The 13,844-nt window shown below is 66.5% G+C and carries 16 protein-coding genes and 1 tRNA gene; 16 read left to right on the top strand and 1 reads right to left on the bottom strand.

Going from position 1 to position 13,844, the window contains the following annotated elements; all coding sequences use genetic code 11:
- Positions 1 to 7: 7 nt before the first annotated feature.
- The 12 genes from QXZ94_RS01710 (at position 8) to QXZ94_RS01655 (ending at position 9,197) form a co-directional block, all read left to right on the top strand.
- Positions 8 to 1,453, top strand: a complete 1,446-nt coding sequence (locus tag QXZ94_RS01710; protein ID WP_315718953.1) for an aldehyde dehydrogenase family protein — start codon at positions 8 to 10, stop codon at positions 1,451 to 1,453.
- The gene (locus QXZ94_RS01705) at positions 1,450 to 2,067 is read left to right on the top strand and encodes an HD domain-containing protein (RefSeq protein WP_315718952.1); all 618 of its coding nucleotides are present in this window, start codon (positions 1,450 to 1,452) and stop codon (positions 2,065 to 2,067) included. Before QXZ94_RS01710 ends, QXZ94_RS01705 begins: the two co-directional genes overlap by 4 nt.
- Positions 2,064 to 2,825, top strand: coding sequence for an SDR family NAD(P)-dependent oxidoreductase (locus tag QXZ94_RS01700; protein WP_315718951.1), 762 nt, complete (start codon positions 2,064 to 2,066; stop codon positions 2,823 to 2,825). Before QXZ94_RS01705 ends, QXZ94_RS01700 begins: the two co-directional genes overlap by 4 nt.
- 15 nt (positions 2,826 to 2,840) lie before the next feature.
- Positions 2,841 to 3,164, top strand: a complete 324-nt coding sequence (locus tag QXZ94_RS01695) for a 2Fe-2S iron-sulfur cluster-binding protein (protein WP_315718950.1) — start codon at positions 2,841 to 2,843, stop codon at positions 3,162 to 3,164.
- A 417-nt stretch (positions 3,165 to 3,581) separates the two neighbouring features.
- Positions 3,582 to 5,066, top strand: coding sequence for an aromatic/alkene/methane monooxygenase hydroxylase/oxygenase subunit alpha (locus QXZ94_RS01690; protein WP_315718949.1), 1,485 nt, complete (start codon positions 3,582 to 3,584; stop codon positions 5,064 to 5,066).
- Between the two features lie 118 nt (positions 5,067 to 5,184).
- Positions 5,185 to 5,430 (top strand): toluene-4-monooxygenase system B family protein, encoded by a 246-nt coding sequence (locus QXZ94_RS01685; RefSeq protein WP_315718948.1) that lies wholly within the window; start codon positions 5,185 to 5,187, stop codon positions 5,428 to 5,430.
- Complete coding sequence (locus QXZ94_RS01680) at positions 5,423 to 5,803, top strand: Rieske 2Fe-2S domain-containing protein (RefSeq protein ID WP_172110642.1); 381 nt, start codon at positions 5,423 to 5,425, stop codon at positions 5,801 to 5,803. Before QXZ94_RS01685 ends, QXZ94_RS01680 begins: the two co-directional genes overlap by 8 nt.
- 10 nt (positions 5,804 to 5,813) lie before the next feature.
- Entirely contained in the window at positions 5,814 to 6,116 is a 303-nt protein-coding gene (locus QXZ94_RS01675; RefSeq protein ID WP_172110643.1) for an MmoB/DmpM family protein, read from the top strand.
- An 18-nt stretch (positions 6,117 to 6,134) separates the two neighbouring features.
- On the top strand, positions 6,135 to 7,160 hold the full coding sequence (locus tag QXZ94_RS01670) for a toluene hydroxylase (RefSeq protein ID WP_315718947.1): 1,026 nt from the start codon (positions 6,135 to 6,137) through the stop codon (positions 7,158 to 7,160).
- 56 nt (positions 7,161 to 7,216) lie between these two features.
- Positions 7,217 to 8,206 (top strand): 2Fe-2S iron-sulfur cluster binding domain-containing protein, encoded by a 990-nt coding sequence (locus QXZ94_RS01665; protein WP_315718946.1) that lies wholly within the window; start codon positions 7,217 to 7,219, stop codon positions 8,204 to 8,206.
- Positions 8,207 to 8,291: 85 nt separating this feature from the next.
- On the top strand, positions 8,292 to 8,744 hold the full coding sequence (locus QXZ94_RS01660; protein ID WP_315718945.1) for a luciferase family protein: 453 nt from the start codon (positions 8,292 to 8,294) through the stop codon (positions 8,742 to 8,744).
- A gap of 3 nt (positions 8,745 to 8,747) precedes the next feature.
- Positions 8,748 to 9,197 carry a 2Fe-2S iron-sulfur cluster binding domain-containing protein gene (locus QXZ94_RS01655; protein WP_315718944.1) on the top strand — a complete coding sequence of 150 codons (450 nt, stop codon included), beginning with the start codon at positions 8,748 to 8,750 and terminating at the stop codon, positions 9,195 to 9,197.
- An 86-nt stretch (positions 9,198 to 9,283) separates the two neighbouring features.
- On the opposite strand, the gene QXZ94_RS01650 is transcribed toward QXZ94_RS01655, so the two are convergent.
- A tRNA-Gln gene (locus QXZ94_RS01650) sits at positions 9,284 to 9,358 on the bottom strand.
- Positions 9,359 to 9,650: 292 nt separating this feature from the next.
- Here QXZ94_RS01650 and QXZ94_RS01645 point away from each other — a divergent pair.
- From QXZ94_RS01645 to QXZ94_RS01630, 4 genes are all read left to right on the top strand, one after another.
- Complete coding sequence (locus QXZ94_RS01645; protein ID WP_315718943.1) at positions 9,651 to 11,429, top strand: acyl-CoA dehydrogenase; 1,779 nt, start codon at positions 9,651 to 9,653, stop codon at positions 11,427 to 11,429.
- A 1,002-nt stretch (positions 11,430 to 12,431) separates the two neighbouring features.
- A complete protein-coding gene (locus QXZ94_RS01640; RefSeq protein WP_315718942.1) occupies positions 12,432 to 12,728 on the top strand; it encodes an HdeA/HdeB family chaperone in 297 nt (98 codons plus the stop codon).
- Between the two features lie 184 nt (positions 12,729 to 12,912).
- Entirely contained in the window at positions 12,913 to 13,254 is a 342-nt protein-coding gene (locus QXZ94_RS01635) for a hypothetical protein (RefSeq protein ID WP_315718941.1), read from the top strand.
- 201 nt (positions 13,255 to 13,455) lie between these two features.
- Complete coding sequence (locus tag QXZ94_RS01630; protein ID WP_315718940.1) at positions 13,456 to 13,713, top strand: hypothetical protein; 258 nt, start codon at positions 13,456 to 13,458, stop codon at positions 13,711 to 13,713.
- The last annotated feature ends 131 nt before the right edge of the window (positions 13,714 to 13,844 follow it).

Here is a 13,844-nt window from a genome sequence, read left to right as displayed (position 1 = left end):
CGCTGAGATGGACATGTTCATCGACGGCCGCGGGGTAGCAGCCCAGGGCGGCGCAACCTTCGACGTGCTCGATCCGGCCACTGGCGAGACCATCGACAGCGTTCCGGATGCCGGCCGCGCCGACGTGGACGCCGCGATCCGCTCCGCCGAGACGGCGTTCCAGGCCTGGAAGGCCACGCCGGTCGCGGAGCGCGCGCGGCTGCAGAAGGCCGCCGCGCGGCTGATGCGCGAGAACGCCGAGCCGCTCGGCCGTCTCGTGACCCGCGAGCTCGGCCGTCCGCTGGCGGGCGCCATCACCGAAATCCAGCGCTCGGCGGAATTGCTCGAGGTCTATGCCGAGGAAGGCCTGCGCCTGCACGCCGAGATGCCGCTGACGGGCGTTGCCGGCGAGAAGATCATCGTCACCCGCGAGCCGGTCGGCGTGGTGATCGCGATCACACCGTTCAACTATCCGGTGACCCTGCTCTGCTTCAAGCTCGGCGCGGCGCTGATGGCCGGCTGCACGGTGGTCGCCAAGCCCGCCGAGGATACGCCGCTGTCGACCTTGCGGCTCGCCGAGCTGTTCAAGATGGCGGGGTATCCCGACGGCTGCTTCAACGTCGTGACCGGCCGCGGCCCCGACATCGGGATGCAGATGATCGAGCACCCGACGCCGCGCAAGATCGCCTTCACCGGCGGCACGCGGGCCGGCAAAGCGATTGCCGCAGCGGCCGCAGGCACGATGAAGCGCGTCACGCTCGAACTCGGTGGCCAATGTCCGGCCATCGTCTGCGCCGACGCCGATATCGGTGCGGCGGCAGCGGCGATCGCGCGTCACGCCTTCGCCAATTCCGGGCAGTTCTGCTACCGCGTCAATCGCGTCTATGTCGAGCGGGCCGCCTATGCGAGATTCCTCGATGCACTCACCGACAAGGTTCTGCAGCTCGACGTCGGCAACGGCCTGACCTCGACCTGCGCGCTCGGCCCCCTCGTCAACGAGAAGATCTATCGCAACAGCGAGCGGCAGATTGCTGATGCGCGCTCGCGCGGGGCAAGGCTGCTGACCGGCGGCGCAAGGCTGACGGGCGGCCTCTACGACAAGGGCTGGTTCCTGCCGCCGACGGTCATCGCGGATGCCGATCCGACCTCTCTCGTGATGACCGAGGAAACCTTCGGGCCCGTGCTCGGTGTCGCTCCCTTCGACGATCGCAAGGAGGCGCTGCGGCTGGCGAATGCCACGGTCTATGGCCTCGCCGCCTTCGTGTTCTCGCGCAACCTCGCGACCGGCCTCACATTGGCCGAACGCCTCGACGCCGGCTCGGTCTGGGTCAATGACATCCAGCGCTCCAGCCAGCGCGCGCCGTTCGGCGGCGTCAAGCAAAGCGGCATCGGCCGCGAGAAGGGCCGCTACGGGGTCGAGGACTATCTCGAATACAAGACCATCTATCTCACCTATGACGCGGAGCTGCGATGACGCATTTTCTGCGCGACCAGGATCTGCCGATCTGGCTGGAAGCGCGGCCCTGGCTGGACGTGCGCTCGAACGACGGGCACACCCTGATTTCCTATCGGCTCGGCCAGGCGCTGCTGCGGATCCATCCCGAGGCTGACGCGTCCGTGGTGCTGCCCGCGATCCTGATGCACGACGTTGGCTGGAAGAAGTTCCCGCCGGAGCAACTCGCCGCCGCCGTTGGACCCAATCCGAAATTTCCTGAGCTGCAACGCGCTCACGAAATCGAAGGCGTCAAGATTGCGGCGGAAGCGTTCGGGCGGCTGGCGATCCCCGGCCTTCAAGTCGAGACCATCCTGGCGATCATCGACGGTCATGACACCCGCAAACAGGCGATCTCGCAAGAGGATGCGCTGATGAAAGATGCCGACAAGCTGTGGCGCTTCACCGGCCACGGCGTCACGACGATCGGCGGCTGGTTCGACACGCCGCCGAAACAGACGCTTGCGATGCTCGAGAGTTTCGTGCTGCCGTCGATGCTGACCGACGCCGGCACCGCCATGGCCCAGGCGCTGATCGCCGAGGGCATGGCATCCGCTGACATGACCGATCTGCTGCACATCGAGGTGTCCGCATGAGCACGATCCGGCTGGATGGCAAGCGCGTCATCGTCACTGGCGCCGCCGGCGGGCTCGGCCGCGGCTTCGCCCTGGCCTTCGCCGCCGCAGGCGCCGAGGTCGTCACGGCCGACATTCGTCTCGGCGGGGTCGAGGAGACCGCGCGGCTGATCCGCGACCGCGGCGGCAAAGCACATGCCGCCGAGGTCGACGTCGCGAGCGAACCGTCGACCGCCGCGCTGGCGCACTTCGCCGCCGCGCGCATGGGCGGGGTCGACGTTCTCGTCAACAATGCCGCGATCTATGCCGGGCTGGAGCGCCGCGGCTTCGAGGCGATCCCCGACGCCGAGTGGGACCGCGTCATGCGCGTCAACGTCAAGGGCGCGTGGATGATGAGCAAGGTGGCCGCACCCTTGATGCGGCGCGCCGGCGGCGGCGCGATCGTCAACGTGTCGTCGGCGACGGTGATGAGCGGCTCGCCGATGTGGCTGCACTACGTGTCGTCGAAAGGCGCTGTGATCGCGATGACCCGCGCGCTGGCGCGCGAGCTCGGCGACGACAAAATCACCGTCAACGTCATCGCACCCGGCTTCACGCTCACCGAGGCCAGCCTCGGCCTGATGGAGAATGCCGCCGAATACGGCGTCTCGCGCGGCGCGCTGAAACGCGCAGCCGATGTCGACGACATGGTCGGCGGCGCACTGTTCTTCGCCTCGCCCGCCGCGGCCTTCATCACCGGACAGACCTTGATCGTCGATGGCGGCCGGCAGTTCAATTAGGACCCGCAACCACTCATGCCCAGGATCACCTTCATAGAGCCCGACGGCACCGTGCGGACGGTGGATGCCGGGCGCGACGAAAGCGCCATGCAGGCGGCGAAGCGCAACAGTGTCGATGGCATCATCGGCGAATGCGGCGGCTCCTGCATCTGCGCCACCTGCCATTGCCACGTCGATGCGGCCTGGATCGATCGTGTCGGCCCGGCCGGCGAGATGGAGGCGGACGTCCTCGAGTTCGGGGCCACGGACGTGCGACCGGAGAGCCGTCTGGCGTGCCAGATCGCGATCACCGACGCGCTCGATGGACTGAAGCTGCGCGTGGTCGGCCGCAGCCGCTGATCGTCCGAACGCAGCGCTGGCCTCCTCGCCTCCTCCACAGTCGGCTTATGGCGCGTCCCGCGCTGCTCGCTCGAACAGGTCGACGCGTCTGATCGATGCGACTGCGTCGAGCATCGACACCACCAATCCCTCATCTCGCATCGCAACATCTCGTGAATGAATCGCAGCACGGCTGCGGTTCGCCTGCTCTTGCATTCACAGCTTGTGCGCTGTCGATCTGCATGCCCAGACCAACCTAAAGAAAAACCAAAGAACGCATTCTACACTCGGTCACATAACATCGAGCGACGACCGATCAGTCCCAAGAAAGAGATCGTACGCCCGACAGGAGCCGCACCAAGTTCGCCCGTTCAAGGGCGACGCAGCGGCCGCAACGACGAAGAACGAACGCGACCATCAAGCTCGGGAGGAGCAACGATGCCGAAGCTGCAGCGGCGGGATTACTACGACACGGCCCGCGACATGAACTGGGCCTTTTCTTATGTCAGCGAGGACGAGGTCTTCCCGGAGGAGCTCTCGAAGAGCTTCGGTATCCATGGCGAGCAATGGTGGGGCTGGGACGAGCCCTACAAGCTGACCTATCGCGAATACGTTCACAACCAGGCCGGCAAGGACGACGGCATCTACTCGATCCGCTCGACGATCGCGCGCTCCAATCTGTACGACAATCTCGACGCCGGCTGGAAGTCGGCGATCAAGGCGCATTACGGCGCGATCCCGGTTCCGGAATATTTCGCCTCGATCGGCGAGGCGCGCATGGCGCGGTTCGGCCGCGCCGCCGCCTGGCGCAACATGGCGGCGTTCGGGACGCTCGACGAGTGCCGCCACGGCCAGGCACAGATCTACTTCCCCTATTGCCTGCTCGGAAAGGACCCGCAGTTCGACTGGGCGCACAAGGCGATGCACACCAACGAATGGGGCGTGATCGCGGCGCGCAGCCTGTTCGACGACATGTTCACCGCCAATGACGCGGTGTCGACGGCGATCCAGCTGACCTTCACCTTCGAGACCGGCTTCACCAACCTGCAGTTCCTCGGCATGGCCTCAGACGCGCTGCATGTCGGCGACATCGAGTTCGGCGCGCTGATCTCCTCGATCCAGACCGACGAGGCGCGGCATTCGCAGCAGGGCGAGCCGACCTTGAAGATCATGATCAACAACGGCAGGAAGGCCGAGGCGCAGAAGATGGTCGACCAGATGTTCTGGCGATCCTGGAAGCTGTTCGCGCTGCTGACCGGCATCTCCATGGACTACTACACGCCGCTGGAAAGCCGGACGATGTCGTTCAAGGAGTTCATGCAGGACTGGATCTGCCGGCAGTTCATGGACCAGTTCAAGGACCTCGGCATGAACGTGCCGTGGTACTGGGAGGAGCACTTCCTGCCGGAGCTCGACTGGGTCCATCACGCCTATCACATGGGCGTCTGGTTCTGGCGGCCGACGGTGTGGTGGAATCCGGACGCCGGCGTGTCCGCCGCCGAGCGCGATTGGCTGGAGCAGAAATATCCCGGCTGGAACGACCGCTTCGGCAAGCTGTGGGACGTGATCGGCGACAACGTACGGACCGGTCAGATCGAGAAGACCTATCCGGCGACCTTGCCGATCGTCTGCAACTGCTGCCACATCCCGATCTGCAGCCCGAGCATCGGCAAGGCGCCGCGCATCACCACGCATAACGGCCGCAAGCTGAACTTCTGCTGTGAGGTCTGCGAGTGGGTGTGGAAGAGCCAGCCCGAGCGCTACGACACCCATCTCTCGATCGTCGACCGCTTCCTGGCCGGCCACATCCAGCCGCCGACGCTGGAAGGCGCGCTGCAATACATGGGCATCACGCCCGATGTCGCCGGCAACGACGCCCAGGCCTACGCCTGGAATGGCGCGTCGCGCCTCGCGGCAGAGTGAGCCCGGCCGCCACGCGCGGCCGGCATGGCAAGAGGCGCCGCTCGCGAGCGGCGCAGCTGATCGACACGACCACAGACAAACCAACAATCAAGACAAACAGCCAATATGGGAGGCAAGCGTGGCCCTGTTCCCGCTCCAAGCCAATTTCCGTGGCGACTTCGTCGTCCTGCTTATCCCGGTCGACGACGGCGACGACATGAGCATCGTGGCCGACAAGGTCGCGCAGCACGCCGTTGGATTGCGCGTCGCCGAGAAGAACGCAGCGAAATGCGTCTACTACAACGGCCGCGAGCTGCCCTCGTCGATGACGGTTGCGCAATCCGGCATCCAGCCGATGGATTGGATCGAGGTGGCCTATGTCTGACGATGCCGGCGTGACATGGAGGCAGGTCGCCACCTTGGACGACCTGTGGGAGGGCGACTTCATCGGCGTCGAGGTCGACGGCGAGGAGGTGATCGTGGTGCACCTGCCGGGCGGCGAGCTGCGCTGCTTCCAGGGCATGTGCCCGCATCAGGAGATCCTGCTGGCCGACGGCAAGGTCGATTTCGAAGCCGGCACCATCACCTGCTCGGCCCATGAGTGGGAGTTCAGCATGGACGACGGCCGCGGCCTCAACCCGCGCGACTGCCGCCTCTTCCGCTATGAGGTGAAGAAGGACGGTGAAGCCATTCTCGTCGGCGTGCCCCGTGACGGCCGGCTGCGCCGCCTGCGCCACAAGACCGAACAGGATGCATAGGACACAGCTCATGACCACGACAGCAGCACCGAAACTGGTCGGCCCCGTCATCCGCGGCGTCGACGAGGACATCATCGACGCCGTGATCGCGGCGAGCGAGCAGGACAATCCGGACGTCGAGATCGTCATCGAGGACCGCGGCGGCTACGTCCGCATCCAGGCCGACCGGAATTTCCGCCTGACGCAGAAGAGCATGCAGGCGGCGCTGGGACGGCCGTTCCGGCTCGCCGAAATCGAGCCGAGTCTGGTGTCGTTCGGCGGCCGGCTGGAATCGATGGACGACGCGTGGGTCTGGACCATCCACACAGCATAAATCTCGGGAGGACACGTCATGACCGCAATGACCGCGAAGCCGGCTGCGCGCAAGCAGAAGAAGACCTGGAGCTTGTGGACCGAACGCCGGCTGCCGTCGGAATACGAGGCCGTCACCTACAAATTCCACAGTCATTTCCGCCGCGCGCCAGCACCGTTCGAGTTGTCGGAAAACTGGCCGGTCAACCAGTTCTATCTCAGGAACCGCGAGGGCTCGAAGCTCAACCTCGATGATTGGGAGGGCTATCGCGATCCCCTCACCTACACCTACCGGCGCTACGTCACCGATCAGAAGGACCGCGAGGTCTATTGCGACAATCTGATCGACGAGTTCGAACGCCAGGACAGCTCCCGCAAGCTGCCGGCGCCGTGGCTCGACTTCCTCGGCCAGGCCTATCTGCCGGTGCGTTTCCCCGGACATGCGATGCAGATGAGCGCAGCCTATGTCGCGCAGATGGCGCCATCGGCCTTCGTCACCAACACCTTCTACTTCCAGATGGGCAACGAGATGCGCCGGGTGCAGCGCCAGGCCTATCTCGCCAAGGCGCTCGCGCTCGACACCGGCCGACCCGAGCTCGCCGACAGCGACACGGCGCGGGCGACCTGGACGCAGGCGCCGCACTGGCAAGGCCTGCGCGAGCTGATCGAGAAGCAGCTGATCGCCTATGATTGGGGCGAGGCCTTCGTCTCCCGCAATCTGGTGCTGCGGCCGATCTTCGATCACATCTTCAATCGCGAGATCGCCGAGCTGGCGCGCGCGAATGACGATGACCTGCTGGCGCTGCTGCACGACGACTTCCGCAGCTACGACGAAGCCTATGCGGTCGAGACCACCAAGGCCCTGGTAAGCTACGCGACCGGCAAGGTGCCTGAGCATGCGGCTCTGCTGCGGGACTGGGTCGCCAAATGGATGCCGCTCGGCGAGCGCGCCGCGCGCGGCCTTAGCGAGGCCATGTCTGCCGCGCCCGGCGCCGACAACGCGCGGGCGATCCTCGAACGGACCATGACCGCCCAGGCGCGGCTGATCGCGGAGTGCGGCTTGTAGTTGGCAGGCGCGGTCGGCGTGTGGCGCCGACCGCCAAGCCGGAAAGGATGGCATTCATGACCCGGCAACTCCGCATCGAGCCCGACGGTGTCGCGATCGACGCCGCCGATCATGACTCCATCCTGCAGGCGGCGCGACGTGGGGGCGTTTCGCTCGCTTACGAATGCGGCTGGGGCAGTTGCGGCGCGTGCAAGCTGACGCTCGTCGACGGCGAGGTCGAGTTGATGTTTCCCGGCGCGCCGGCCGTCAATCCGCGCGACGCGCGGCGCAACCGGATCCTCGCCTGCCAGTCCCGCGCGATCTCGGATATCATCGTTGCGCGCGGCCCGGGCGACTGGTCGGCGCCCGCGCCGCGATGCATCGAGCAACAGGCGATCCTGCTCGCCGTCGAGGATCTCGCGCCGGAAATTCGCCAGTTCAGCTTCGAGACGGCCGAGCCGATCGCCTTCCGGCCAGGCCAGTATGCAATCCTGCATCTCGGCGTCGGCCTGCGGCGCTGCTATTCGATGAGCAATCTGCCGGGCAGCAGGCTGCTGCAGTTCATCGCCAAGCGCTACGATGGCGGCCGTGGCAGCAACGCGCTCGCGGCACTGGCGCCCGGCGCGCGCCTGACCATCGAGGCGCCGTTCGGCGCCTGCACCCTGCGGCGCGAGCCGGGCCCCAAGGTGTTCGTGGCCGGCGGCACCGGTGTCGCGCCGATCCTCGCGATGCTGCGCGAGGCAGCCGCGGCGCGGCTCGATTTCGAAGCGCCCGTGGATGTCCTCTACGGCGCACGCACGCCGGCCGATCTCGCCGCTGGCGACATGCTGGCGGCGGCGGTCGCTCGGATTCCGCAGGCGCGCTATCTGCCCGTCGCTGAAATCGCGCCGGCGGGCTGGCCGCATGCGTCCGGCTTCGTCACCGCCGCCATCACATCGACGATCGCCGAGCCGGCCGCGGCCGAGTTCTACGTCGCCGGACCGCCGGTCATGGTGAACGCCGTCAAGTCGCTGCTGCGCAGTGCCGACGTTCCGATCACGCAGGTTCACTATGACAGTTTCGGCTAGGCCAAGGTTGCGCCGGATTCCCCCGGTCTGGGCGATGGCCCCTGGACTGCGCCGCCTCGCGGCGCGTCGCGGCGACGGCCCGCGATTGGCGCCGACCTGGCCATGCCACCAGCTCGACGACGGCGCGCCTTCCAGTTTCGCCGCGCAGCTTGGCTCCTCCGCGCGTACCCTGGCCGGCGTCGACGAGGTCCCCGCGCCCCTGAATGCCGCGGGCCACGCCTTCGCGCTCGACGACGCGCACGCGATGGGCCAGCCGGAAGCTTTCGTGTTCGCCCCGGTCTGGCTGATCGTGCGCCCCGACGCATCGCTGCATCTGACCCTGCGGCCGGAATGGGCGCAGAAGATCGCGGCGAAGGGCTGGGGAACGGTGCATCCCTTCGCGCGCTACATGGCGGGCGCCGTGCCGCCGCAGAGCCTGATCATCTACGCGCCGCGCGATGAGAGCGAGCTGGCGATTGCCATACGCATCGTCGCGGCGGCGCATTGCTACGCGACCGGCCGCATCGGCGACATCGCGCTGCCCGACAGCCGGTGGTGAACGATGACGGAGCTCCCGGCCAAGACCGATGCAGGCGGCGCCAAGCGGTTTCGCGTCCGGCTCACACGGCCGGATGGCATTTTCAGCTTCGACGCGACGGCCGACGAGTATCTGCTCTACGCCATGATCGATGCCGGCATCGAGAGTCCCTACATCTGCGAGCAGGGCTGGTGCATCGCCTGCGCCGCGCGCCTTCTGGCGGGCGACGTCGATCGCTCCGGCGCGCTCACCGTGTATCCCGAGGACATCGAAGCCGGCTTTGTTCTGCTGTGCTCGACCATGCCGCGCTCGGATCTCGTCCTCAGCCAGGATGAGCGTCAAACCCGCAGAGACATGATGCAGCACCGGATCGAGCACAACCGGCTCGCACGGGCCTATCCGCCCGGTCCACGCTCCCGGTTCCGGCGCGGACGGGCCGCCGCGCGTAGCGACACGCGCGACGACCACTCGTGACGATCCAAAATTTGCAGATGCGGGGGATGGCGGATTTCCAAATGCGCCCGAACGCATGCGGCTCATGTAACGAGACGGGAGAAACCTGGCTGGGGCGGGAGGGATCGAACCTCCGAATGGCGGAATCAAAATCCGCTGCCTTACCGCTTGGCTACGCCCCATCAGATCGGCCGGACTGCTCGGGCGCGCGGGCGCCAGGCGATTCCGGATCGGCGACCGTGGTCTACAGAGCGCGCCGGTCCATTTCAACCGCCGCGCCGCAGGAAATTTGCAGGCCGGCCGAGTGATCCGCCATCGCGACCAATTCGTCAATTCTGGCAAGCCCTTATCCCACCCGGCCGGGGCCGCCGCGGCGGCGTGCCGCGAAACGGCGCGAAAAAGTTGAGACCCGGCCGGTTTCATGGGATGACGGCGGCCAAACCGGCAGACTTTCCAAGCCCCCGAGGACACGCCATGACCTATCGCGCCCCGCTCAACGACATGCTGCTCGCCCTCAACCATGGCGCCGGGCTGAAGGCGGCGGTCGAGGCCGGCCATTACGGCGATTTCGATCCCGACATTACCGCCGCCGTGCTCGAGGAAGCCGGCAAATTCGCCACCGACGTGCTCGCGCCGCTCAACAAGATCGGCGACAGGAACGGCGTCAAGCTCGCGGACAGACAAGTCACCACCGCGCCGGGCTGGCCCGATGCCTACAAGCGCTGGACCGAGGCCGGCTGGAACGCAGTGTCCGGCCCCGAGGCGCATGGCGGCCAGGGCCTGCCGCTTGCGATCAACGCCGCCTGCACCGAGATCTGGAGCGCGTCGAACGTCGCCTTCGGCCTGTGCCCGCTGCTGACCTTGTCGGCCATCGAGGCGCTCGACGCCCATGGCAGCGAGGAGCTGAAGGACATCTATCTCGGCAAGCTGATCTCCGGCGAATGGACCGGCACGATGCAGCTCACCGAGCCGCAGGCCGGCTCCGACGTCGGTGCGCTCCGCACCCGCGCCGAGCGCGCCGGTGACGGCAGCTACCGCATCAGCGGCAGCAAGATCTTCATCACCTATGGTGAGCACGACATGACCGACAACATCGTGCATTTCGTGCTCGCGCGGCTGCCGGATGCGCCGGCCGGCACCAAGGGCATTTCCCTGTTTCTCATTCCGAAATTCCTCGTCAACGCCGACGGCTCGCTCGGCGCCCGCAACGACATCTACGCCACCGGCGTCGAGCACAAGCTCGGCATGCACGCCTCGCCGACCTGCACCATGACGATGGGCGATAATGGCGGCGCCATCGGCTATCTGATCGGCGAAGAGAATGCCGGCATGCGCTGCATGTTCACGATGATGAACCAGGCCCGGCTCGGCGTCGGCCTGGAAGGCGTCGGCGTCGCCGATCGCGCCTATCAGCAGGCGCTCGCCTACGCGCAGGAGCGCAAGCAGGGCCGCGCCGTCGGCAGCAAGGCGACCGGATCGGACGCGATCATCGCCCATCCCGACGTCAAGCGCATGCTGATGCAGATGCGCGTTCTCACCGCCGCGGCGCGCTCGATCTGCTACGCAACGGCCGTGGCGCTCGACGTGTCCGTGCGCGCCAAGGATCCTGCGGTGCGCAGCGAGGCCGCCGCGCGCGGCGCGCTGCTGACGCCGATCGCCAAGGCGTTCTCCACCGACATCGGCAACGAGGTCGCCTATCTCGGCGTGCAGATCCATGGCGGCATGGGCTTCATCGAGGAGACCGGCGCTGCGCAGCATTATCGGGACGCGCGCATCACCGCGATCTACGAGGGCACCAACGGCATCCAGGCGATCGACCTCGTCACCCGCAAGCTCGGCGCCAATGGCGGCGCCTCGGTGTTCAAGCTGCTCGACGAGCTCACCGACATCGTCCGCCGCGTCGAGGCCTCGAACGATCCGGCGTTCGGCACCACCGGCACGAAGCTGCGCGACGCGCTGGGCGCGCTCGATCGCTCCAGCCGCTGGCTCCTGGAAAAGCTCGGTACCGCGCCGAACGACGCGCTCGCCGGCGCCACGCCATATCTGCGCCTGTTCGGCTCCGCGCTCGGCGGCTGCATGCTGGCCAACGAGGCGCTGGCCGCGCGCAGCGAGAACGAGACCGACGGCGCCCGTCACGTGGCGCTCGCCCGCTTCTTCGCCGAGACCTTCGCGGTGCAGGCGCCGTCGCTGGAAAAGACCGTCACCGACGGCGCCGACGCGGTGCTCGGCGCCGAGGCGGTGCTGGTGGCGTGAGGGCTCCCGCCCCACACTCGGTGTCGTCCCGGCCTTGAGCCGGGACCCATAGCCACCGGCCATCGTGGCTGGGTAAGATCGGTCCACCACCGTGCCCCGCACTCCTCCCTGGGGTTATGGGTCCCGGCTCAAGGCCGGGACGACGGAAGAGTTTGTGGCGCGCGTCCTACCCCACATTCCGTCATTGCGAGCGCAGCGGAGCAATCCAGAGTCTTCGCTCCGCCCTGGATTGCTTCGCTGCGCTCGCAACGACGCAAACGGCAAAATCACGATCCACACCACCAAGCAGCCCGTCGCGATCAGATGAGCATCCGCGCTCTCGCGACGCATTCCGCGCCCGAGCTCTGCTCTTCAAGTCCCGCCCTCTCCAATGGAGGGCGCGAGGAAGGCCGGGCCTCGGCTGAGGCCCGTGGCCCGCCTGCAGAAAAAAAGCAGGCGGCAGTCACCACAGGTCCAGCCGGACAGACCCGGCCTTCCCCGCGCGATGGTTTTAACGGGCTATAGCGCGCTCTCCCTGGTGCGCCGGCTTTCTGGCCACCATGTCCAGCGCGACACCGTCAGGCATCAGCGCCGGGTTGATACTAGCGTCGGAGTATCAGGACCACGCGCCTTCACCGTCCGCGAGAAGCCGTTCGTCCATGCAAGAAGCACTGCGACCGCCCGCGTCCACCGCATCCCGCTACCAACGTCCGTGACGACCGCGAACCGTCCCCTACCGTGCAACGGGATGCGCGGACCATAAAGCTGATTTGGGGGTGCGGCCAAGCAATTTATGTTTTTCAGAACACCTTGACATGCCGGCTTCGGATAACCGTGATTTGCCCGACGGGCACGTCGGATCGTCGCACGCCGGCCTCCATCCCTTGACTTCACGACGCGCTCCAGCCAGTGCTGGCCGCACTCCTCCTCCGCATGCGGCCGTCTGATTCACGTCGGTCTGCGAAGGAATTGGTAACGCCCTGCATAGTTCATTGTTTTTCATCACCCGTTTGGAGACGATCCATGAAATCGCTCATTGCCCCGCTGGTTGCCGCTGCCTTCATGCTGTCGCCGGCTCCGGCGTCGGCCGTCGTTCTCGACCTCTCGACCATGAGCTGCAAGCAGTTCGTCGAAAGCGGCGACGACACCATCAAGATGGTGCTGATCTGGCTGGACGGCTGGTATAAGGGCGACCAGGACGAAGCGCTGTTCGACACCGAGGAGTTCGTCGCCAACGCCAAGAAGTTCGGCACCTATTGCGCCGAGCATCCCTCGGTCAGCATCGTGACCGCGGCGGAGAAGATTCTCGGCAAGTCATGATCGGCGAGCGATAAACGGCCGGCGCAGGCGCACGCTTCTTTCCCCGGCCCCAGCTCGGCTTCAGAGCAGCAGCGCTGCCAGGACATATCCGGACACAACTCGTCGCGCCAGCTCCGAAGGACGTCTGCGTTGAAGAAACGGGTCGCGCATCCGCGCGAGCCCGTTCCCGAGATGCGAGACATCCATGTCGATCAGCTCCGTTACCACGGCCGCCTCCCAGACCACCACGGCTGCTCAATCCACCTCCGTGACGTCCTCCGCGAACTCGGCGGACAGCACGTCTGCAAGCTCCTCCGGCAGCGGCGGCTCGTCCTCGAGCAAGACCGTGGTCAGCGAGGTGTCGATCACGCTCGACGGCGTCACCACGACGACCATCACCTACGCCGACGGTTCGAGCGAGGTCACCAGGACGGCGGCCGCATCGGACAGCAGCGGCAAAGGCGCGCCAAGCTACAATGCGCAAGGCGCCTCCGGAAACGTCACGAGCGGCAGCACCGGCGCGTCGAGCCAGAGCGTGACCGTCTGAGGCCGTCGCGAACTGGATGCATAATCGCTTGGCTCATGGTTCCCGCACGGAACCATTGCGGTGCGATAGCCGCGCGTGACACTGCGGTGACGCCGCCAAGCAACACTGCCCGTCAGACTTTGCGGTCAGGCGATTGTTAATTTGCGCCGCCAGCACGATTCACCGCTGTTAGCAGGCAACGCGATCAGGGGGAGGATGTCGATGTTGCGGGGCGTGATGGCTGCGGGGCTGCTGTTCCTGACGATGGGATCGCAACTACAAGCGGCGGGCGAGCCGGGTGCGGAGACGCGGATGTCGTGCTCGGATGTCCGCTACTACGTCGAGAAGTACACGGCCGAGGTCGCCGAAATGTATGCGCGCAGCCGCGGCGCGACCGATGCGCAGATCAACCGTGCACGACGCTGTCTGACGCCGGTGCATGTCCGGCGCGCGGAGCGGTGGCGCAGCTATACGGAGTGAGATGGCGGCCCATATTGGCTTCGCTGTTGCCATCGCTCCTCCATCGTCATTCCGGGGCGCCCGCAGGGCGAGCCCGGAATCCCTACTCACGATGGTAATGAGGCGCGAGCGGGATGTGGCGAGTGCTCGCT

This window comes from Bradyrhizobium sp. SZCCHNS2022, assembly GCF_032377575.1.
GTDB classification, from domain to species: Bacteria; Pseudomonadota; Alphaproteobacteria; order Rhizobiales; family Xanthobacteraceae; genus Bradyrhizobium; species Bradyrhizobium aeschynomenes.
The sequence above is the reverse complement of the archived record's forward strand: the minus strand, read 5'-3'. Positions and strand labels throughout refer to the sequence as shown.